This is a genomic window from Streptomyces sp. JJ36, assembly GCF_021696945.1.
GTDB lineage: Bacteria > Actinomycetota > Actinomycetes > Streptomycetales > Streptomycetaceae > Streptomyces.
Map to the genome: position 1 here is coordinate 1 of NZ_JACYHE010000058.1, position 20,092 is coordinate 20,092.

Below are 20,092 nucleotides of genomic sequence, written 5' to 3' on the forward strand. Positions count from 1 at the left end.
GGAGGTCCCACTACCGCCAAACCCGCAGGTCAGCCCCACGCACCAGCACACGACATCACCCCAGCTAGCAGCCTCAGGGCCCCTCACTCGAACGCCCCAACCGCGGCGACCCAGCCAGCCAGCACCTTCCCAACTTAGGAAGTGGTTAGGAGGTCCCACTACCGCCAAACCCGCAGGTCAGCCCCACGCACCAGCACACGACACTACTTGCGCAGGCCGGCGCGACGCAGTGCTGAGCCATTCAAGCAATCAAGTGCTTCCGCTAAGATCGGAACGCACGGGAAGAGCAGCCCAAGCCCGATCTACACCCGAGAGACCGCGGCATGGCGTGCGAGCAGACGACAAGTACATCCCGAACCAGAGCGAAGTGAACGGATGACACCAGAAGAGCTCCGCGACATACTTGCATCGGCTCGGACCTTCGGCGCCGAAGCGGCAGATATTGAGGCAAAGAAGGCAGAGTCAAATCTTCCCAAATCCTGCAAAGAAACCCTTTCATCCTTCTCCAATACCCCCGGCGGCGGAACACTGATTCTCGGCGTCAACGAGGATTCTGGGTTCGCAGTAACCGGAACTCAAGACGCCGGTAAGATGCAGGCCGACCTGGCAGCCATGTGCCGGACGGAAATTTCTCCACCACTCTCTCCCACCATCTCAATTATCAACATCGACGAGAAGAACGTCGTTGTGGCTGAAGTCAGCGAGCTTCCTCGCGAACAGAAACCCGCCTACTGTATCAGCCTTGGGATGAACCGTGGCAGCTTCATCCGAGTAGGAGAGGGCGATAGGCGGCTCACCCCTGAAGAGGTTCAGCAGCTAATTTCAGACCGCGGTCAGCCACTTTTTGACCAGGAAGCGGTTCCAGGGTCCAGCCTCAGCGATCTCGACGCACGAGCAGTCGACGGTTACGTCGAGCGTATGCGTACGTCCAATCCGCGGATCTTTGGCGACGCACCGCAAGAAGTAATTCTTCGAATGACCAGGGTAACGATCAAGTCAGGCGACGATGATCTACTCACAATGGGCGGACTTCTTGCACTTGGGCTGTATCCTCAGCAATACTTCCCGCAACTAAACCTGACCTTTGTGCATTTTCCCACAACTAGTGGCGAGTCCACATCTACAGGCGTCCGCTTCCTAGACAACGTTAGCATTAACGGCTCAATTCCAGTTATGGCAAAAGAGGCGTTGCAGGCTATCCAGCGGAACATGTCAAAACGCGCCCTGATTGTCGGAGAGGGGCGTCGTGACGTCTGGGAGTATCCTCCTGAAGCACTCAGGGAGGCCATCGTAAACGCCTTGGTCCACCGCGATCTGAGCCCAGGATCGAGAGGCACTCAGGTACAGGTTGAGATGTACCCAGACCGGTTGCGAATCCTAAATTCCGGTGGCCTATTCGGGGCACTTGACATCGAGCGACTCGGAGAAGAAGGGCGCTCGTCAGCACGAAACTCGTTGCTGATGAAGCTACTGGAAGACGTCACTGTTCCTGGCGAAGACCGAACTGTCTGCGAGAACCGCGGATCCGGCATCAGGGCAATGAACACCGCATTTCGTCAGGCCGGCATGAGCCCACCGCGGTTCTCTGACCGAACCACCTCCTTCGAAGTCACCATGCCAAATCACACTCTGCTTGACGATGATACGGTGAAGTGGCTCACGACCCTCGGCCGAGAAGGCCTACGAGACAGTCAATGTATCGCTCTTTCGCTAATGCGCCGAGGTGAAGTACTCGACAACTCCAAATACCGATCGGCTACGGGCGTGAATGACAGTCGAGCAGCAACTTTCGAACTGCAAGATCTCGTCGCGCGCGAATTGGTGGATCAGACGGGAATCCGTGGAGGGGCACGCTACACATTGTCCGATTACGCAGCCTCGGCGGGACGAGAAGGTAAGCATCGGTCCCGCCCGGATCGCCGTCGGCAAATTACGCAACTGCTATCAGTTCATGGGGAGCTCTCAAAGGCACAAATCAGCGAGCTGCTCAATCTTAATCCCAAGACAGCAGAGCACTGGATTCGAACCTTGAAAAATGAAGGAAAGGTTGAGCCCACCCAAGCAGGGCAAGGACAGCATGCCAAATACAGGCTCAGCTCTCAACTTGGCTTGGACGATGCTCAAGAACAGCCAGAGCAGGACGACCCCGAAGCGTCCCCCTCATCAGACTGAGTGTTTTGCCGTGTGGGAACGCCTACGGACAGGAGCGACAGGCGAGACGCCGACAGATCATCGCGTCAGGTCCGGCTTCTGCAAGGGCCGCACCATCGCACCAGATACGCACCAGAAGTGGCGGTAAACCGCGGTCAACTCGGGACACCGAAGTGCGTGCCGTGACAACCTAGTCGCGCCGTTACCGCAGGTCAGCGTATCTATCCGGCCGATCTACACGGTGATTCCCAAGCTCAGAGCGCGGGTTCGATTCCCGTCACCCGCTCCAACGACGAAGGCCCAGGTCAGGCACCTGGGGCTTTGTCGTCCCTCCGGCTCTCCCGTCCCCCGCGCCGCGAAGGCCTGAGGCCGGGTGCGGGCCTCGAGCCCGTCAGGTGCCGCCAGTCGGCAGGCGAGGGCCCAACCGCCGGCCGCCGTCACGGCGCCGCAGACATCCACCGCGATCCCTCCGCGCCGTAGCCCGTACGCTCCAGCTCGATGACCGAGTGGACGAGGTCCTGTCGCCACGGTCGAGAAGCCCCGCCGACCGAAAAGGCGAGGAACGTGAGCACTGCTGAGCGCCCCCACTCCGTGAGCGTCGCCGGGGTCATCGTGGACGACGACGGCCGCGCGCTGCTGATCCAGCGACGCGACAACGGACAGTGGGAACCGCCCGGCGGCGTCCTTGAACCCGGCGAGACCATCCCCGAGGCCCTACAACGGGAAGTCCTCGAAGAGACCGGTATCAAGATTCGCCCTTCTCGCGACTCTGACCGGCATCCACAAGAACATGACCGGGCTGATCGTGTCCCTCAGAAGGGATCGGTGAACGAGATCGGCTTGCCGGTGGCGTGGGCGTATGCGATCTCCCTGCTCGTGGACTCGCCGATATACCCGCCCGGGTTGACGACCAGAACCCGGTCAGCCAGGTCGATCTTGCGCAGGTGGAGGGCGTCCAGCGCGGTCTTCTGCTCGCTGGTGAGCAACTCGTCTCCTTCGTGGTCCTCGGCGCGCAGGAATACACCCGGCGCGACGACGATGGCACCTGCGAAGGTCAGATCACGGTTCGCCGCACTCATCTCGTCCACGAACCGGGTGGAGCCGCAGATGCAGACGATCTCAGGCCGGTCGGGCAGGGCTCAGTCCTTCGGGTCGAACGGGAAACCGTCAGTGTGCGCGTAGCCGTCACAGACGGGCATACGAGCCAGCAGTTTAGCCAGCGAGATGTGCACCACACGGCTGCACCGTCCCCTTCCGAGTCCTGGGCGGCGGCGCGCCACGACCCGTGACGGCGAGTCGGCCGGCCGGTGCGGGCCCCGCACCAGATACTCACAGAAGAGCCTGAAACGGCACGGCGGTCAACGCGGGCCACGGACGCAAGCACCAGCAGCCGCCTCGTCGTGTCCCGGCGGCTCAGCGGCCCGACTGACCCGGCATGCACGCTGTTGCCCAAGCGCTGCGTCCAGTGGGCAGACCGGGTCAGAGGGACTGAATCGACTGACTGGACGGTGCCGCGGACCTCCACCGCGCTTCCTCCGTGCCGTAGCACGTGCGCACCAGCTCGATGACCGCGTGGGCGAGGTCCTGTCGCTACGGTCGGGAAGCCCCGCCGACCACCGGGAACGCGAGGCAGGTGGTCTGTCCATGGCAGGGGTTCGGCGGGTCGCCTGGCGGCCAGAACAGAGGGCGTTGTCAGCAACCGCTCATACCATCCACGCTCATGGGATTCTTCGGAACTTTCGTGGTGGCCCGGTACGACGGGCCCTTGGCAGAGCTGCCGGCGATGCGGCAGGCAGGCGGTGACCTTGCCTGGTCGGCTCACGACGGTGCCTGGCAGATCGTGCAACTCCACGGTGGTGCTGTCCCCTCCGACTCGATCGGGCAGGAGACGCAGGGTCCCGTGCTCATCGCCCAGGTCATTGACAGTGATGTGGTGGCGGTGGAAGCAGCCAGCCCGAGGGGGCCCAGGTGGCATTGCGTGCTGTCGCCGCGTACGGCGCACGATTCTTACGGCGCTCCGGAGCAGGTGCTGGAAGGGAACGAGGAAGCCGCCCCACTCGCAGCAGGCTGGGCGAGAGAGGCCGGCCGTGAACCGGATACCGATGCGTTGGCTACGGTGCTCGCCGCCGAGGCGGACCCCTTCGCGGAGGACCTGGTGCTGGAGTTGGTGAGCGCTCTGGGGTTCCGTTTCCGGGAGACCCCCGAGCAAGTCGTGCCACTCGCCTGCCAGGACGGGCGGGGGCTCACGGGGAACCAGAGTACGCAGGGGTGACGTCGGCCAGAGCCTGCCAAGGCAGGAGAACCGGGTCCCCTCCTCGGGGCGTGGGCGTTCCACAGCACGGCCGCCTCGGCGGACGCAGGTCTAGGGTGTGTCGATGCAGCCCTTCCCTCCGCCGCGGATACCGGCGAACGCACTCCGGCCCGGCCGGCACTGGTATGTCGTGGCGGCCGCGGTCGCTGTCGTGCTGATCACGCTGGGCGTGACCCTCGGTGTGTACCGGTTCGACAACGCGATCGACGCGGTGGACACCGACAACCAGTTCGCCGACGGCGACACCGTCACCCTGCGGCTCGAGCCGGAGAGCGAGAAGGCGATCTGGATCCGGAACCGGGGCCCGTCGCCTGCCCAGGAGTGCGGCATCACCGGGCCGGGCGACCCCCGGCTCTCCGATCCGGGAATCGACGTGTTCCTCACCCGTGGCGAGACGTGGAATCCGCTCTACACCATCGATGTGCCGCGGTCGGGCGACTACGAGGTCACCTGCTCGTCGCAGGGACCGTCCCGGTACGCCATCGGCGACACCGGAGGCTTCGTCGCGTCGCTGGGCGGGCTGGTACTCGCCGCCTTCCTTCCCGTCCTCGGAATCGGCATCTGCGCCGTCATCGTCCTCGTCACCGCCGTCCGCCGCAGGAGCCATCACCAGCGGCTGCTCGCCGAAGAACGGGCCGCGCAGCAGAAGGCGCTCCTGCCCTGAGGGCGGTAGGGGACGGGAGGTGGGGCAGCCCGCTCGCCGGGTTCCCACCCCGCGCCGGACGCCACGGTGCCGGCGGGGGCCGTACAAGCCCGTGCGAGGAGCACCCCCGTGCCAGGGCGGAAAGTCGTTTGCGGGGAGGGTGGGGCCCTGTCACGCTCCCGCCATGGACATGCATGCCGGTCAGCTGAGCGTGCCGGTGGAGACGGTGCGGGAGCTGGTGGGGGCTCAGTTCCCCGAGTGGCGGGACCTGCCCGTCAGAAGCCTGGCTTCCGACGGCACGGTCAACGCGATCTTCCGCATCGGCGAGGGGCTGACGGCTCGGTTCCCCCTCCGTGGGGAGGACGCCGGGGCGGCGCTCCGTGAGCTGGAGTCCGAGGCGGAGGCGGCCCGTGAGCTGGCGGGCCGCACGCCCTTTCCGACGCCCCGGCCGGTGGCACTGGGGGCGCCGGGCCCGGACTATCCGCTTCCGTGGTCGGTGCAGACCTGGCTGCCGGGCGTCGTCGCCACCGAGGAGGACCCGGGCGGGTCGCCCGAGTTCGCGCACGATCTGGCGTCGTTCATCCGCGCCGTACGGGCGCTCGACACCCGCGGACGCACGTTCCGTGGGGAAGGCCGCGGCGGCGACCTGAAATCCCACGACGCGTGGCTGGAGACCTGCTTCGAGAAGAGCGGGGAGCTCCTCGACGTCCCGCGGCTGCGACGGATGTGGGCACGCCTGCGGGAGCTGCCGGACAACCCGTCCGGCGAGGCCATGACCCACGGCGATCTCATCCCGGGGAACGTACTGGTCTCCCGGGGCCGCCTGGCCGGGGTCCTCGACGTCGGCGGACTGGGTGCGGCCGACCCCGCGCTGGACCTGGTGGCGGCCTGGCATCTGCTGGAGGCCGGGCCGCGGCAGCTCCTCCGTGACGACCTCCGGTGCGACGACGTCGCATGGGAGCGGGGGAAGGCGTGGGCCTTCCAGCAGGCCATGGGCCTGGTCTGGTACTACGCCGAGAGCAACCCGCCCATGAGCCGTATGGGCCGGCGCACCCTGGACCGCATCATGGCCGACCCCGGCCCCTCCTCCCCGGCCTGATCCGGGCGTCCGTCAGGCACCGGGCGAGCACCGAGGCGCGGCGGCTCCGTCGCGCGGGCGGCCGGTCCGGGTCCAGCGGCCGGCCGTTGGCGTGTCCGTCGGGTGCCACTCGCGGCGGAGGAGGCCGAAGACCCAGGAGTCGGAGACGTCGCCGTTGACGACGCAGTCCTCGCGGAGGGTGCCTTCGCGGACGAAGCCGAGCTTCTCCAGGACCCGGGCGGACGCCTCGTTGCGGGTGTCGGTCTCGGCCTGGACGCGGTTCAGGTCCAGGGTGTCGAACGCCCACCGCAGGACGGCGTGCGCGGTCTCCGTGGCGTAGCCGTGGCCCCACGCGGCGGCGTCGAAGACGTAGCCCAGGGTCGCGCTGCGGAAGTCCGGCTTCCAGTCGGTCAGGCCGCACCAGCCGATGAACGCGCCGTCGGAGACGCGGTCGACGGCCACCCGCACTCCCGTGCCTTCCTCCTCGATCGTCCGGCAGGTCGCGAGGAAACGCCGGGCGCGGGCCGGTTCGGTCCACGGTGGGGAGTCCCAGTAACGCAGCACGTGGGCGTTGCTGTGCAGCGCATAGAGCGGTGCCGCGTCGGCGTCGGTGAACGGACGCAGTCGCAGACGGGTGGTGTGCAGCTCGGGGGTGGGCAATGTCATGCGGAGCATCCTGCCGCGTCCCGCTCGCCCCCGACCATCTCACGCACCCGCTCAACCGGGCTGCCTCCCGAACCGGTGTACATCCGCGGCCCGTTCTCGCGGACAGAGCCCCCCCGGGGGCAGAATCGCCGGCCCGCACCATCGGTGAGGCAGAGGGGCAGGTCGTCAGGCAGAGCCCGGCATTGCCTCCGGCGCGCAGCGGGCGTACCGGCGCGGAGGTCGCGGCGATCGAGGGTGAGGATTCGGGGATCCCGCCCATCCGAAATCAGGTTGTGTGGCGGAACGGCGCAGCGCATCGTGGGTGCATGCTGAGCGAGGAGCAGGTGGAGACGTTCGTCCGCGACGGGTTCGTGGCGCTGAGGGGAGTCGTTCCCGCTGAACTCGCGGAGCAGTGTCAGGATGCGCTGTGGAAGGCGGTTCAGGCGGTGGCCGGCTGCAAGCGTGAGGATCCGGCGACGTGGGACCGTCCGGTGGTACGGCTGGACCAACTCGCTTCCGAACCGTTCCGGGCGGCAGCCGGTCAGCCCGCGCTGCACGAGGCGTTCGACCAGCTCGTCGGTCAGGGGCGGTGGCAGCCACTGCGGGCGCTGGGGACGTGGCCGGTCCGTTTCCCGAGCGAGGAGGAGCCGGGAGACGACGGCTGGCACCTCGAGGCGAGCTTCGCCGGGCAGGCGGGGGAGAACCGGGTGAACCTGCGCTCACGGGGGCGGGCGCTGCTGCTGCTGTTCCTCTTCTCCGAGATCGGTCCCGACGATGCCCCGACCCGTGTGCGGACCGGTTCCCATCTCGACGTACCGCCGCTGCTGGCGGACGCCGGTGAGGAGGGGCGGGAGTGGTTCGAACTCTGCGGTGAGGCGGTACCGGCATCGGCGGACCGTCCCGTGGCCCTCGCGACGGGTTCGCCGGGCGACGTGCTGCTGTGCCACCCCTTCCTCGTGCACGCGGCTCAGCCGCATCGCGGCACGGTTCCCCGGTTCCTGGCCCAACCGCCGCTGCAACCGACCGGCGAGCTGGACCTCTCCGGGGCCGCTCCGGCCCCGGTCGAGCGAGCGGTGCTCGCCGGGCTCGCCACGTAGCGGCCCGTGACCCTCGCCGCCATCCGGTCCCCGGTCGTGCCTGGGGTACCGGTCGGTCTGGGCACCGGGCAGCCGGGGCCGGCGGTCAGAGGCCGGCGAGCAGGTCGTCGAGGGGGGCGGGGGTGCGGTCGGGGTCGAGGGCTTCGACGAGGACGCGGCCGTAGTGGATCTTGCGTCCCTTCTTCGTCCCGAGGAAGCGCCGGAACTGCTGCTGCGCCGTGCGTTCCCGCTGGGCGGGCTGGCGGAGGAAGGCCTGCAGGGCGCGCAGGTCGCCCTCGGCCCGGACCAGGTCCTCCATGCGCGGCACGCCCAGCGCGCGGATGAGTTCGTCCTCCAGGTCCGCCGTGCAGACGAAGAACTCCTGCTGCGCGGCACCGGCCCGCTCCAGACCGCGCGCGTAGTAGCGGCGCTCCGCCTCGTCGCACAGCCCGGTGAGGCGGACGCCCAGGCCGGTCGGCCCGAGGAGGCGGGCGAAGCGCCCGACGTTCATCGCGCCGTTCATCGGCAGTACGCAGACTCCCTCGGCCGCCAGGTCCCGGCCGCGGCGCGCGGCCAGCGCATCGACCGCGGCGAGGTCGCTCGGCCCCTCGAGCAGGACGACCGTACGGACGGGCAGCCGCGCCGCGAGTTCGCGCGGGAGATCGCCGGGGCCGCCCGCCGCCCACGCGGTGACCGCCTCCCGGAACGCCCCCATGCCGTCCATGGGACGAGTCTTCGCCCCTTCCCGCCACCGCGCCAGTGGATTTCTGCCGGCCGCAGGGTCGGTCACCGGCCACGCCTGCCTGGGCGTCTCCGGCGGCGCAGAACGGCGGGTCGCAGCGGGCGTAGCACGCACGGGTGAGCTTGAACCCGTTCGCCGGCGAGGGCCCGGGGCGGAGGTCAGATGTCGACGGCACCCAGTTGCCGGAGCACGCCGAGGTAGTCGATGTTCCACCAGCTCTCGGCGATCCTGCCGTTCCGGCAGCGGAAGGTCGCCTGCCCGGTGGTGGAGAACTCCCGGCCGGTGGGCTCCATCCCCCGCAGGGACCCGACATGACGGCCCGTGAAGGAGAACTGCGCGCTCACCAGGTCGCCCTCCTCGATGAGGTGCTCGAGGGTGACCACGGGTTCGAGCGCGGTGTGCACCTCCCGGTTCGCCGCCTTGGAGTCCTCGCGTCCTATGCCCTCCGGCGGCAGGGTCGGGTCGTGTTCCCGGTAGTCGTCCGCGCAGAGAGTGTCCTGCGCGTCGAAGCTCCGGTTGGTGGACACTTCTTCGAAGAAGGTTCGCACCAGGTTCTTGTTCAGCTGCTCGTCCCGGACGACCTCCAGATCCGTGAACCGGGGCTCCTGGTCGCAGACCGCCACCAGTTCCCGGAAGATCCGGTCCGTCTCGGGAAGCTGCGAGTTCCGCATCGCCTCCTCGTAGGAGGGGAATTCCACGATCTCCACGACGTGGCTGGAGTCGGCACGGTCCTGCGCGACGATCGAGTGGGTGGCCGTCCGCTTGCCTTCCGTGGCCTCCACCCAACTGTCCATCAACCTGTTCAACTCCTCGACCCTGCTGGTCCTGCAGTCGATGACCTGGACGAAGGACATGACGCCTCCCTCTGAGACGGAAGCCTGGGGGACGGTTTCAGGCTATGCCGACATGCCCGCTTTGTCCTGATGGGCCGAGCGGCACACGGGACGCCACCCCACCCGGTGAGTGACTCTCCGTCTCCACATTGCTACTCATCGTGATTGGCCCGCAATCCTGCGGGCCGTCCCGTCGAGCCGTGGGCAGAGGAGGCCGGCAGCCTCGGCGCGGCGTACGCACCGGAGCCGTGTCATGACCGAGATTCCACCGCAGAACGCCCCGTCGCCCCGGAGGTGGGTGTCCCTGGGCGCGATCTGTACGGCTGCCGCGCTGGTCTGGCTCGCCTTCAGCGACCTGGGCGTGGCGGTCCCGGAGATCGCCGACGAGTACGGCAGCGGGCTGTCCGCGCTCCAGTGGGCGAACAACGCCTTCAGTCTGGTCACCGGCGCCCTGGTGATCGCCGCCGGAAGGTTCGGGGACCTCTTCGGCCGTCGCCGGATGCTGGAGGCGGGGCTCGTCCTGCTGGCCGTGTTCTCCGTACCGGCCGCGCTCTCCCCCGACGTGGCGTCGCTGGTGATCAGCCGGGGGCTGATGGGCGTCGGAGCGGCACTGATCCTGCCGGCCTCGCTGGCGCTGATCCCGCCCGAGTTCACGGGCAGGGAGGAACTCGCCGCGTTCGGGATCTGGCAGGCGGTGGCCTGGGGAGGACTGTCCGTCGGGCCCGCGCTGAGCGGCTTCATCACCGACGGGATCGGCTGGCGGTGGCTGTTCTGGATCAACCTGCCGCTCGCCGCCGTCGTGCTCGCTGTCGTACGGGCGACGACGCCGGAGTCCAGCGACCCCCACGCGACGCGTCGTGTCGACTGGCCGGGCCTGGCGACCATCGGCCTCTCCGTCTTCGCACTGCTCTACGCCCTCACCGAGGGGCCGGCGGCCGGCTGGGGGAGCCCGGTGGTGGTACTGCTGCTCGTCGCGGCCGTCGTGCTCGCCGTGGTGTGGTACCGGCTCGAGCGCCGTAGCCGGGACCCGCTGGTGGATCTCCGGCTGTTCCGGATCCGGTCGTACAACGGTGCACTCGCGGCCAACCTGGCCATGAACCTCACCTGGGCCGGGCTGAGCTTCCTCCTCGTCCTGTGGCTGGAGAACGTCCGCGGCCGCAGCCCGGTGGAAGCGGGCATGCTGCTGCTCCCGGCCACCGTGGGGGTCTTCCTGTGCATCCGTCTCGGGGGACGGCTGGCCGCGTGGCGGGGCGGGCGGCTCCCGGCGGTGACCGGCCTGACCGTGGCGAGCGGCGGCCTGTTCGTCCTGGCCTCCCTCACCACGGACACCGCGACGTGGCTGCTCGCCGCCGGTCTCTTCGTCGTCGGCCTCGGCCTCGGGCTGGTGAGCGCCCCCGTCGCCGACACCGCGGTCGGGGAGGTCCCGCCGGACCTGGCCGGGACCGCCGCCGGGGTCTTCAAGATGTCCAGCATGCTCGGGGGCGCGCTGGGGGTCGCGCTGCTCACCGCCCTCGCCCGCGGACTCACCCAGCGGGACGCGGACGAGGTGGTGCGGACCTCCGGCCTCAGCACCGCGGAGATCGCCCAGGTTCGCGAAGCGCTGGTGCGCTCCTCCTCCTTCGACGAGGCGATCGCCGCGCTCCCGCCCGGCATCCGGGCCACCGTCGTCCGGACCCTGGACGAAGCCTTCACCTCGGGTGTCGCGGACACCATGGCCGCCACGGGGCTCCTCACCCTGGTCGCGGCGGTCGCGGTCCTCCTCCTGTGGCCCCCCGCTCCGGGGAAGGCCCTGCGGGCACGTCGCTGAGTGGACGCCGCTGCGTGCGCTGTTCCGCGTGCACGACCCTGACAGCACGACCCGGACGGCGCACCACCCCGCGCGCACGGCCCGCGAACACCACCCCGCGCGGCGCCCCGCCCCGCGGGCACGTCGCCGGGCGCGCCGCCGGACAGCGGGCGACCCCGGCGGACGCCCGGCCCCGCGGGCGGGGCACGGCGCCGCTGCCGGCTCCCGCCCCGGTTGACATGATGGGCGTGTGAACCCCTGGTCGATCTATCAGCACGGATTCGCGCGGGTGGCCGCGTGCACCGGTCACGCCGCCCTCGCCGACCCGCCCGCCAACACCGCGTCGGTCCTGCGGCAGGCCCGCCGGTGCGCGGAGGAGGGCGCCGCCGTCGCCGTCTTCCCGGAGCTCTGCCTCTCCGGCTACTCGATCGAGGACCTGCTGCTGCAGGACGCGCTGCTCGACGAGGTCGAGGGGGCGCTCGGGACCGTGGTGGCCGGGTCGGCGGACCTGATGACGGTGCTCGTCGTCGGCGCCCCGCTGCGCCACCGCCACCGGGTCTACAACTGCGCGGTGGTCGTGCACCGCGGCCGGATCCTCGGCATCGCGCCCAAGTCGTACGTCCCGAACTACCGGGAGTTCTACGAGCGCCGCCAGATCGCCCCCGGCGACGACGAGCGCGGCGGCGAGCTCCGCGTGGGCGGCGCGGCCGTGCCGTTCGGCCCGGACCTGCTCTTCGCGGCGGAGGACGTCCCCGGCCTGGTGCTGCACGCGGAGGTCTGCGAGGACATGTGGGTGCCGGTGCCGCCGAGCGCCGAGGCGTCGCTGGCCGGCGCGACCGTGCTCGCCAACCTCTCGGGCAGCCCGATCACCGTCGGGCGGGCCGAGGACCGGCGGCTGCTGTGCCGCTCGGAGTCCTCGCGCTGCGTCGCGGCGTACGTCTACGCGGCGGCCGGGCACGGCGAGTCGACCACCGACCTGTCCTGGGACGGCCAGGCGATGATCCACGAGAACGGCGCCCTGCTGGCCGAGACCGAGCGGTTCCCGCTGGACGACCGGTACGCGGTGGCCGACGTCGACCTCGACCTGCTGCGGCAGGAGCGGGCGCGGATGGGCACCTTCGACGACAACCGCCGCACCCACGCCGGCCGGGTCACCGGCTTCCGCGAGGTGCCGTTCCGGCTCGGGCCGCCGGAGAGGGATATCGGGCTGCGCCGCCGGGTCGAGCGCTTCCCGTTCGTGCCGGCCGACCCCGACCGGCTCGCCCGGGATTGCTACGAGGCCTACCACATCCAGGTCGCGGGGTTGCAGCAGCGACTGGCGGCGATCGGCGGGCCGAAGATCGTCATCGGGGTGTCCGGCGGGCTGGACTCCACGCAGGCGCTGATCGTCGCCGCCCGGGCGATGGACCGCGCGGGGCGGCCCCGCAGCGACATCCTGGCGTTCACCCTCCCCGGCTTCGCCACCAGCGCGCACACCCGGGAGAACGCCCACCGGCTGATGCGCGCGCTCGGCGTCACCGCGACCGAACTGGACATCACGCCCACCGCGCGGCTCATGCTCCAGGAGATCGGCCACCCGTACGCCTCCGGGGAGCCGGTGTACGACGTCACCTTCGAGAACGTGCAGGCCGGGCTGCGCACCGACTACCTCTTCCGGCTCGCCAACCAGCGCGGCGGCATCGTCCTCGGCACCGGCGACCTCTCCGAGCAGGCGCTCGGCTGGTCCACGTACGGCGTCGGCGACCAGATGAGCCACTACAACGTCAACTCCGGCGTGCCGAAGACGCTCATCCAGCACCTGATCCGGTGGGTCGTCGGCAGCGGCCAGTTCGATACGGAGACGAGCAGGACGCTGACCGCGATCCTCGACACGGAGATCAGCCCGGAGCTGGTGCCCGGGGAGGAGATGCAGTCCACCGAGTCGAAGATCGGGCCGTACGCGCTGCACGACTTCACCCTCTTCCACGTGCTGCGCTACGGCTTCCGGCCGTCGAAGATCGCCTTCCTGGCCTGGCACGCCTGGCACGACCGGGACGCGGGCGCCTGGCCGCCCCACTTCCCCGAGTCCGAGCGGGCGGCGTACGACCTGCCGGAGATCCGGCACTGGCTGGAGGTCTTCTGCCGCCGCTTCTTCGCCTTCGCGCAGTTCAAGCGCTCGGCGATGCCGAACGGGCCGAAGGTCTCGGCCGGCGGGTCGCTCTCGCCGCGCGGCGACTGGCGCGCGCCCTCGGACAGCTCGGCCGACGCCTGGCTGCGGGACCTGGCCCGCTGGGACCAGGCGGGCGGCGAGCGGTAGCCGCCGGCGCGGAGCGGATCCCGATCCGACCGCCGGCTCCTCGGCCCTTCGCCGCCGGTGCCGGGACCCTGACGTTGATCGTCGGTCAGGTGCGTGCCGGCGCGGAGCGGCACCCGTCGCACGGGCCCGGCCGGGTGGTGGGGCCGCGGTGACCGGCCTGGAGCGCCGGGTCGGATTGCCGCCAGCGGGTGGGGCGCGCGGCGGCAAGGGTGGGCGCATGGAGAGATACACGCCGTTGCCGGTACCGGCTGAGGCGCTGGAGGAGTTGCGGGTCGCCGACGACTGCGGGCGGGTGCCGGAGCCGTTCGTGGCGCGGGCGGACGGGGTGCCGCTGGAGTGCGTGGGCAGCCCGTTGCGGTGCTGTCTGCGGGCGGTGGAGCCGGGGGACCGGGTCGCGCTGGTGTCGTACGCGCCGCTGCGGCGGTGGGCGGCGGCGCGGGGGGTGCAGCCCGGCGCGTACGACGAGGTGGGGCCGGTCTTCGTGCATGCCGAGGCGTGTGCGGGGCCGCGCGCGGCGGACGCTCGCGGGTATCCGTTCGCGCGGCCCGGCGCCCTGCGTGTCCTGCGGCGCTACGACGCCGGCGGGCGCATCGCCGGCGGGCGGCTGTTCGCGGTGCCGGAGGAGGCGGAGCGCGGGTTCACGTGGGCGCTGGCGGAGGCGTTCGCCGCGCCGGAGGTGGCCCTGGTGCACGTACGGGCGGTGGAGTACGGCTGTTTCCACTTCGAGGTGCGGCGGCCGTAGCGCACCGGGGCGGGCCGGACGGTCCGGCTGCGGGACTGCTCCCCGGCGAGGGCGGGCCCGGGGCCCGCGGACGGGCGGAACGTCAGCGCGGGCGGCCGGGTTGCCGTCCGTCGCCGCGAGCAGGGGCGACCTGACGCCCGGGGCACGCCCCGGGCGGTCCCCGGAAACGTGGTCGCCCGGGAGGCGCGCGGCAGGGGAGCATGAGGGGCATGCCGTTCGCCGGGCCGCCGTCGCCGGACGTCCCGGTGCCCGCGCCGGTTACCGCGCTGGCCCGGGGCCGCGCCCTGCTGCCCGTGTGGCGGAACGAGCGGGGCGGCCTCACCTTCCGCATGGGCGACGGGCCCGGGCGGCTGTTCGTGAAGTGGGCGCCGGCGGGCTCGGGTCTGGACCTGGCCGCCGAGGCGGAACGGCTGCGCTGGGCCGTGCGGTTCACGCCCGTGCCGCGGGTCCGTGAGGAGGGCGCCGACGCCGGCGGGTCGTGGCTGGTCACGGAGGGGCTGCCCGGGGAGAGCGCCGTGGGCCCGCGGGGGACGGCCGATCCCGCGACGGCCGTACGGGCCGTGGGCGAGGGGCTGCGGGCGCTGCACGAGCGGCTGCCGGTGGAGGGCTGCCCCTTCGACTGGTCGGCCGGGGCCCGGCTGGAGCGCGCCCGGCGGGCCGGTCGGAGAGCGCCCGCGGAGCCGCCCGCGCCTCCCCCGGCCGACCGGCTCGTGGTGTGCCACGGCGACGCGTGCGCGCCGAACACCCTGCTGGGCGAGGACGGTTCCTGGTCCGGCCATGTGGACATGGGCGCCCTGGGGGTGGCCGACCGCTGGGCCGATCTGGCCGTGGCCACCTGGGCCACCGAGTGGAACTACGGTCCGGGGTGGGAGCGGCCGCTCCTAGACGCGTACGGCATCGCCCCCGACCCGGAACGGACCGCGTACTACCGGTGGTTGTGGAGCGTGACCTGAGCGACGCCGCCACGGCCCGGGGGTGTCAGTGCGGCGGGTTCAGGTCGTGCGGGGTGCCGGAGGTGACGGCGCGGAGCTTGTCGGGGTTGGCGACGTTGTGCACGGCGGTGATGCGCCCGTCGGCGCCGAAGTCGAAGGTGACGGTGGCGAGCACCCGGTCCGGGGCGCGGAACACCAGGCCGGGGCCGCCGTTGAGTTCGACGAGTTCGGTGCGCAGGGCGCCGGGTTCGACGCCCTCGTACGTGACGCCGCGGATCGCCGCGAACCAGCCCGCCACCGTCTCGGCGCCCGTGACCGGCCTCCTCGCCTGCCGCACCTTGCCGCCGCCGTCGGTCCACAGGGTGACGTCCGGCGCCAGCAGTTCCATCAGGGTGTTGAGGTCGCCGCCGGTCGCGGCCGCGAGGAACCGCTCGGTGACCTCGCGCTGCCGCGACCGGTCCGCGGTGAACCGCGGCCGCCGGGCCCGTACGTGCTCCCGGGCGCGGTGCGCCGCCTGGCGTACGGCGGACTCGGAGCGCTCGACGGCCTCGGCGATCTCCGCGTGGCTGAAGGCGAAGACCTCGCGGAGCACGAACACCGCGCGCTCCAGGGGGCTCAGGGTCTCCAGCACCACCAGCATGGCCATCGACACCGACTCCGCGCCGGTGACGTCGTCGGCGGTGTCGCCGCTGGTCAGCAGGGGTTCCGGGAGCCACGGCCCGACGTAGGTCTCGCGCCGCCGGCTGGCGGAGCGCAGCCGGCGCAGCGCCTGGTGGGTCACGATCCGCGCCAGGTACGCCTTGGGGTCGGCGACCCGGGTGCGGTCGGCGGCGGACCAGTCGAGCCAGGCGTCCTGGACGGCGTCCTCGGCGTCGGCCGCGCTGCCGAGGATGCGGTAGGCCACGGAGAACAGCAGGGTGCGGTGCGCGTCGAACACCCGCTGGTCCCGGTCGTCCCGGCCGGGGACCGGCCCGTTCACCGCGCCGCCCGGCTGCGGTCCCGGCGCTGGTCCCGGTTGCGGTCCGCGTTGCGGGTGAAGCGTCCGCCGCGGGGCCAGAACGCACCCGAGGCGGGCATCCTCGTCATACGGCCGAAGGCCGGCCAGGGTGCGGCGGTCACGGTCTCCTTGTACCAGGTCGCAAGGCGCCCGGTCAGGCAGAGCCGCCGCGGGCGGCCGTCGGGCCGGGTGAACTGCACGACGGCGTCGTGCCGCCCCAGGCTGACCGGCGTGTGGTAGTAGCCGAAGCGGAACGGCTTGGGCTGCTTGCCGTCCCGGGTGCGGAGGACGGAGAGCGCGGCGTGCACGCCGGTGGGCATGCCACCCTGGCAGGTGCCGTGCAGGACGCCGTGGCCCTGGCGGACCGCCGCGGCGTCGCCGACGGCGTACACCTCGGGGTGCGAGACCGAGCGCAGCGCGGGGCCGGTGACGATGCGGCCGCGTGCGTCGACGGTCAGGCCGGCGGCGGCGGCCAGCGGCGGCACCCGGGTGCCGCCGGTCCACAGCACGGCGTCGGCGTCGACGGTCTCCCCGCCCGCCAGTTCGACCGCGCCGGGCCGGACCTTCACCACCGCGGCGCCCGTACGGACCCGTACGCCGTGGCGGTCGAGGGCGGCCCGCAGATGGGCCCGGGCCCGGGGGCGCAGGGTCGCTCCGGGCTCGTCGCGGCCGAGCAGGACGACGTCCAGGTGCGGGTGGCGTTCGGCGATCTCCGCGGCGGACTCCACGCCGGTGAGGCCGGCACCGGCGACGACGACCGTGCCGCCGCCGGAGCGGCCGAGCCGGTCCAGCCGGGCGGCGAGCGCCTCGGCGTCCTGGGGGCTGTTCAGGGTGTACGCGTGGCTGTCGGCTCCGGGGACGGCGGCGGTGTCGGCGGCGCCGCCCAGTGCGTAGACCAGCGTGTCGTAGGGGAGGGTCCGCGCGTCGTCGACCCGTACGGTCCGCGCGTCCGCGTCCACGGCCGTCACCCAGCCGCGCTCGAACCGGGCGCCGGTGCCGGCCAGCAGCTCCGGGATGTCCAGCTCGGCGGTGCGCTGCCCGGTCGCCGTCAGGTGCAGCCGCATCCGCTCGGTGAACCGCTGCTGTGCGTTGACCAGGGTGACCTGCAGGTCGCCGCGCTTCCGGGTCCGGGCGGCGAGCTGGACCGCGGCGGACAGGCCCGCGTAGCCGGCGCCCAGGACCAGGACGCGGTGCGGGGTCTCCGTGCCGGCGCCGGTCGCCGCCGCGCCGCTCTGCTGCCGTGCGCTCATGGGGTGTCTCCGTCTCCTCGTGTCCCGTCCCCGCCTGTCGCGGGCCGGTGACCACGGGATGCGCGCGGCCGGTCCGTACGTGACACGCACCCGGTGTGACGACGGTCACACCGGCCGGGGCGCGGCGCGGTCACCGCCGTCGCGAGACCTTCGCAAGATGCCGGGAATTCCCGCGCAAACGGATGGGCGTGTTTCGTATGACGGGCTAGAGTCGTCTCATCACCGCTGGTGAGGGGGCCGGCGGGGGGGATCGCGGGGCGCGGGCGTCCCAGGGAGGGCTTGCAGCACGATGAGTCGTCGCTCCAACGGGTTGGCCGGCATCTGGGCGGAGGCCCAGCGCCAGCAGCAGCGGCAGCGGGAGGCACAGCACCGGGCGCGGGTGCAGCAGCAACGGGAGTACGAGCGACAACAGCGCGCCCAGGAACGCGAGGCGGCGCGGATGCGCCGCGAGCAGCAGGCCGCGTACCGGCAGCACCGGGAGGCCGACGCGCGGCGGCGTACGGAGGAGCTGGAGGCGCGGGTCGCCGCGTTACAGGGGCTGCTGGCGGCCGGCTGCCGCGCACCCGCCTTCCGTACGAGCGCTCTGCTGCGGCCGGAGGAGATCGAGCCCTTCTCCCCCGGGCGGCTCGCCCACCCGGTGCCGCTGCCCGACCCGAACGCCTACCTCCCGGCCCAGCACGGCCGGCTCTTCGGAGCGAACCGGCGCGCCCAGGCGCAGCAGGAGGCGCAGGCCCGCTACGAACGCGACCGGCAGGCGGCACAGGCCGCCGAGGCGCAGCGGCAGCGGCAACTCGCCGCCTACCGGCAGCAGTACGACCGCTGGGCCGAGGCCCGGCTCGCGGAGATCCGTACGCACAACGCGGGGGTCGGCGAACTGACGGCCTCGCTGGGCGCCGGCGAACCGGCCGCCGTGGTGGAGTACTTCTCCGCCGCCCTCTACGCCTCCACCGCCTGGCCGGAGGAGCTGCCGCGGCAGCTCACCGCCGCCTACGATCCGGCCGCGCGCGAGCTCGTCGTCGACTGGGAGCTGCCGCCGTACGACGTGGTGCCGGAGCACAAGCTGGTCCGCTACCTGCCCGGCTCCGACCGGGACAAGGAGACCCCGCGCCCGGTCACCCAGCGCCGGGCGCTCTACCGGGACGTCTTGGCGCAGTGCGTGCTGCTGGTGCTGCGGGAGCTCTTCGCTGCGGACGAGGCCGGGGTGCTGGAGTCGGTCGCCCTGAACGGCTTCGTGGACGACCACGACCCGGCGACCGGGCGGCGCGCCCGCGTCGTGCTCGCCACCGTGATGACCACCCGGGCGGTCTTCGGCGACCTGCATCTGGAGCAGGTGAACCCGGTGGACTGCCTGGTCGACGGCCTGCGCGGACAGCTCTCCGCGCGCCCCGACCAGCGTACGGCGGTACGTCCCGGGCGGCGGCCCGGCGACGTCGGCGAGGGCGTGGTCACGCACGGCGGGGACGAGGAGCCGGATCTGCACGAGATGGACCCGGTGGCGTTCGAGGCGCTGGTCGCGGAGTTGTTCCGGGCCATGGGCATGCAGGCGGTGACGACGCGGCGGACGCACGACGGTGGCGTGGACGTCGCCGCGGTGGACCCCGCACCGATCCGCGGCGGCTCGATCGTGGTGCAGGTCAAGCGGTACCGGAACACCGTGCCGCCGTCGGCCGTCCGGGACCTGTACGGGACGGTGCAGGACGCCGGGGCCAACAAGGGCGTCCTGGTCACCACGTCCCGCTTCGGGCCCGGGTCGCACACCTTCGCCAACGGCAAGCCGCTGGAGCTGGTCTCCGGGGCGGAGCTGCTGGACCTGCTGCACCGGCACGGGCTCCGCGGCCGGCTGGGCGCGGGCGGGGCGAGCGCGTCCGGCGGGCCCGGGGTGCCGGGGCCGCGCGCCGCGGGGGACGCGGACGCCACGGCAGACGCGGACGCCGCGGGCGGCCGGTCCGGCGCGGCGGCGCAGCCCGGCGGGGGCGGGGACCCGGACCCGGACGCCGGTACGGACCACAACGTGCTGGGCATGTCGTGGGCCGGAAGCGTCGCGCTGGACACCTGTGCGCTGGTGTGCGCGGGGCAGCGGGTGCTCGGCGACGACTGGTTCGTCTTCTTCAACAACGAGCGGACCCCCGACGGCTCGGTCCGCACGGTGGCGTGCTCGCCACCGGACAAGGCCGCGATGCGGGTGGCGTTCGACGCGCTGCCCGCGCGGGCCGACCGGCTGGTGCTGATCGCGGCCGTCGACCCGGTCGCCGGCCCCGAAGCCGATCTCTCCGGCTTCACCGACGCCGGCATCCGGCTGCTGGACCCCTCCGGGGCCGAACTCGACCGCCTGGAGGTCTCCGACGGCCGCGCCGGCGAGACGGCGCTCGTCCTGGGCTCCTTCCGGCGCCGCGCGAACGGCGACTGGCATTTCGTGATCGGCGGCAAGGGCTACACCGGCGGCCTGGAAGCGCTGGTCCAGGAGTACGGCATCGAGGTGGCGTAGGGGCGGAGTGCGGGTGCGCGGCCGTTCTCCGGCGCAGAGGTGCTCAGAGGTGCGCCGGTGCGCTCCCCGGACATCTCCGGCGGGTGCCGCGGGGGACGGGCGTGACCCGGTGCCTCATGCGGAGA

16 protein-coding genes and 1 pseudogene are annotated in these 20,092 nt (G+C 71.8%); 11 read left to right on the forward strand and 6 right to left on the reverse strand.

Features of this window, described 5'->3' with window-relative positions:
• Window positions 1–375 precede the first annotated feature (375 nt).
• Both HOY81_RS19730 and HOY81_RS19735 read left to right on the forward strand, forming a co-directional pair.
• Window positions 376–2,172 (forward strand): ATP-binding protein, encoded by a 1,797-nt coding sequence (locus HOY81_RS19730; protein ID WP_237321796.1) that lies wholly within the window; start codon window positions 376–378, stop codon window positions 2,170–2,172.
• Between the two features lie 570 nt (window positions 2,173–2,742).
• Window positions 2,743–2,965, forward strand: a pseudogene (locus tag HOY81_RS19735) (NUDIX hydrolase); the annotation flags it as partial.
• Here the strand turns inward: HOY81_RS19735 and HOY81_RS19740 are convergent.
• Window positions 2,964–3,287, reverse strand: coding sequence for a hypothetical protein (locus HOY81_RS19740; protein ID WP_237321822.1), 324 nt, complete (start codon window positions 3,285–3,287; stop codon window positions 2,964–2,966). The pseudogene HOY81_RS19735 and the gene HOY81_RS19740 sit on opposite strands and share 2 nt — an antisense overlap.
• A gap of 584 nt (window positions 3,288–3,871) precedes the next feature.
• Here HOY81_RS19740 and HOY81_RS19745 point away from each other — a divergent pair.
• The 3 genes from HOY81_RS19745 to HOY81_RS19755 all read left to right on the forward strand — a co-directional run bounded on the left by HOY81_RS19745 (window position 3,872) and on the right by HOY81_RS19755 (window position 6,204).
• Window positions 3,872–4,423 (forward strand): hypothetical protein, encoded by a 552-nt coding sequence (locus HOY81_RS19745; protein WP_237321797.1) that lies wholly within the window; start codon window positions 3,872–3,874, stop codon window positions 4,421–4,423.
• A gap of 103 nt (window positions 4,424–4,526) precedes the next feature.
• A complete protein-coding gene (locus tag HOY81_RS19750) occupies window positions 4,527–5,126 on the forward strand; it encodes a hypothetical protein (protein WP_237321798.1) in 600 nt (199 codons plus the stop codon).
• Window positions 5,127–5,289: 163 nt separating this feature from the next.
• Window positions 5,290–6,204, forward strand: coding sequence for an aminoglycoside phosphotransferase family protein (locus tag HOY81_RS19755; RefSeq protein ID WP_237321799.1), 915 nt, complete (start codon window positions 5,290–5,292; stop codon window positions 6,202–6,204).
• Window positions 6,205–6,216: 12 nt separating this feature from the next.
• Here the strand turns inward: HOY81_RS19755 and HOY81_RS19760 are convergent, their stop codons facing one another.
• A complete protein-coding gene (locus tag HOY81_RS19760; RefSeq protein WP_237321800.1) occupies window positions 6,217–6,849 on the reverse strand; it encodes a GNAT family N-acetyltransferase in 633 nt (210 codons plus the stop codon).
• A 305-nt stretch (window positions 6,850–7,154) separates the two neighbouring features.
• Between HOY81_RS19760 and HOY81_RS19765 the strand changes: the two genes are divergently transcribed.
• Window positions 7,155–7,925: a phytanoyl-CoA dioxygenase family protein gene (locus tag HOY81_RS19765; RefSeq protein WP_237321801.1), complete on the forward strand. Its 771-nt coding sequence runs from the start codon at window positions 7,155–7,157 to the stop codon at window positions 7,923–7,925.
• Between the two features lie 85 nt (window positions 7,926–8,010).
• On the opposite strand, the gene HOY81_RS19770 is transcribed toward HOY81_RS19765, so the two are convergent.
• Complete coding sequence (locus HOY81_RS19770) at window positions 8,011–8,628, reverse strand: TOPRIM nucleotidyl transferase/hydrolase domain-containing protein (protein WP_237321802.1); 618 nt, start codon at window positions 8,626–8,628, stop codon at window positions 8,011–8,013.
• A 176-nt stretch (window positions 8,629–8,804) separates the two neighbouring features.
• A complete protein-coding gene (locus HOY81_RS19775) occupies window positions 8,805–9,500 on the reverse strand; it encodes an ester cyclase (RefSeq protein ID WP_237321803.1) in 696 nt (231 codons plus the stop codon).
• Between the two features lie 232 nt (window positions 9,501–9,732).
• Here HOY81_RS19775 and HOY81_RS19780 point away from each other — a divergent pair, with 232 nt between their 5' ends.
• From HOY81_RS19780 to HOY81_RS19795, 4 genes are all read left to right on the forward strand, one after another.
• Window positions 9,733–11,286, forward strand: coding sequence for an MFS transporter (locus HOY81_RS19780; protein ID WP_237321804.1), 1,554 nt, complete (start codon window positions 9,733–9,735; stop codon window positions 11,284–11,286).
• A 229-nt stretch (window positions 11,287–11,515) separates the two neighbouring features.
• Entirely contained in the window at window positions 11,516–13,561 is a 2,046-nt protein-coding gene (locus tag HOY81_RS19785) for an NAD(+) synthase (RefSeq protein WP_237321805.1), read from the forward strand.
• A gap of 217 nt (window positions 13,562–13,778) precedes the next feature.
• The gene (locus HOY81_RS19790; protein ID WP_237321806.1) at window positions 13,779–14,303 is read left to right on the forward strand and encodes a DUF1203 domain-containing protein; all 525 of its coding nucleotides are present in this window, start codon (window positions 13,779–13,781) and stop codon (window positions 14,301–14,303) included.
• A gap of 209 nt (window positions 14,304–14,512) precedes the next feature.
• Entirely contained in the window at window positions 14,513–15,256 is a 744-nt protein-coding gene (locus tag HOY81_RS19795) for an aminoglycoside 3'-phosphotransferase (RefSeq protein ID WP_237321807.1), read from the forward strand.
• Window positions 15,257–15,281: 25 nt separating this feature from the next.
• On the opposite strand, the gene HOY81_RS19800 is transcribed toward HOY81_RS19795, so the two are convergent.
• Together HOY81_RS19800 and HOY81_RS19805 are read right to left on the reverse strand one after the other, a co-directional pair.
• Window positions 15,282–16,214 (reverse strand): RNA polymerase sigma-70 factor, encoded by a 933-nt coding sequence (locus tag HOY81_RS19800; RefSeq protein WP_237321808.1) that lies wholly within the window; start codon window positions 16,212–16,214, stop codon window positions 15,282–15,284.
• On the reverse strand, window positions 16,211–17,482 hold the full coding sequence (locus tag HOY81_RS19805; protein WP_237321809.1) for an NAD(P)/FAD-dependent oxidoreductase: 1,272 nt from the start codon (window positions 17,480–17,482) through the stop codon (window positions 16,211–16,213). Before HOY81_RS19805 ends, HOY81_RS19800 begins: the two co-directional genes overlap by 4 nt.
• A gap of 289 nt (window positions 17,483–17,771) precedes the next feature.
• Here HOY81_RS19805 and HOY81_RS19810 point away from each other — a divergent pair, with 289 nt between their 5' ends.
• Window positions 17,772–19,967 carry a restriction endonuclease gene (locus HOY81_RS19810; protein WP_237321810.1) on the forward strand — a complete coding sequence of 732 codons (2,196 nt, stop codon included), beginning with the start codon at window positions 17,772–17,774 and terminating at the stop codon, window positions 19,965–19,967.
• Window positions 19,968–20,092 lie beyond the last annotated feature (125 nt).

What these genes read in the sequence shown, in the direction of transcription:
- HOY81_RS19730 (WP_237321796.1), top strand. Translation starts at nt 376, where the DNA reads ATGACACCAGAAGAGCTCCGCGACATACTTGCATCGGCTCGGACCTTC.
- HOY81_RS19745 (WP_237321797.1), top strand. Translation starts at nt 3,872, where the DNA reads ATGGGATTCTTCGGAACTTTCGTGGTGGCCCGGTACGACGGGCCCTTG.
- HOY81_RS19750 (WP_237321798.1), top strand. Translation starts at nt 4,527, where the DNA reads ATGCAGCCCTTCCCTCCGCCGCGGATACCGGCGAACGCACTCCGGCCC.
- HOY81_RS19755 (WP_237321799.1), top strand. Translation starts at nt 5,290, where the DNA reads ATGGACATGCATGCCGGTCAGCTGAGCGTGCCGGTGGAGACGGTGCGG.
- HOY81_RS19760 (WP_237321800.1), bottom strand. Translation starts at nt 6,849, where the DNA reads ATGACATTGCCCACCCCCGAGCTGCACACCACCCGTCTGCGACTGCGT.
- HOY81_RS19765 (WP_237321801.1), top strand. Translation starts at nt 7,155, where the DNA reads ATGCTGAGCGAGGAGCAGGTGGAGACGTTCGTCCGCGACGGGTTCGTG.
- HOY81_RS19770 (WP_237321802.1), bottom strand. Translation starts at nt 8,628, where the DNA reads ATGGACGGCATGGGGGCGTTCCGGGAGGCGGTCACCGCGTGGGCGGCG.
- HOY81_RS19775 (WP_237321803.1), bottom strand. Translation starts at nt 9,500, where the DNA reads ATGTCCTTCGTCCAGGTCATCGACTGCAGGACCAGCAGGGTCGAGGAG.
- HOY81_RS19780 (WP_237321804.1), top strand. Translation starts at nt 9,733, where the DNA reads ATGACCGAGATTCCACCGCAGAACGCCCCGTCGCCCCGGAGGTGGGTG.
- HOY81_RS19790 (WP_237321806.1), top strand. Translation starts at nt 13,779, where the DNA reads ATGGAGAGATACACGCCGTTGCCGGTACCGGCTGAGGCGCTGGAGGAG.
- HOY81_RS19795 (WP_237321807.1), top strand. Translation starts at nt 14,513, where the DNA reads ATGCCGTTCGCCGGGCCGCCGTCGCCGGACGTCCCGGTGCCCGCGCCG.
- HOY81_RS19805 (WP_237321809.1), bottom strand. Translation starts at nt 17,482, where the DNA reads ATGAGCGCACGGCAGCAGAGCGGCGCGGCGGCGACCGGCGCCGGCACG.
- HOY81_RS19810 (WP_237321810.1), top strand. Translation starts at nt 17,772, where the DNA reads ATGAGTCGTCGCTCCAACGGGTTGGCCGGCATCTGGGCGGAGGCCCAG.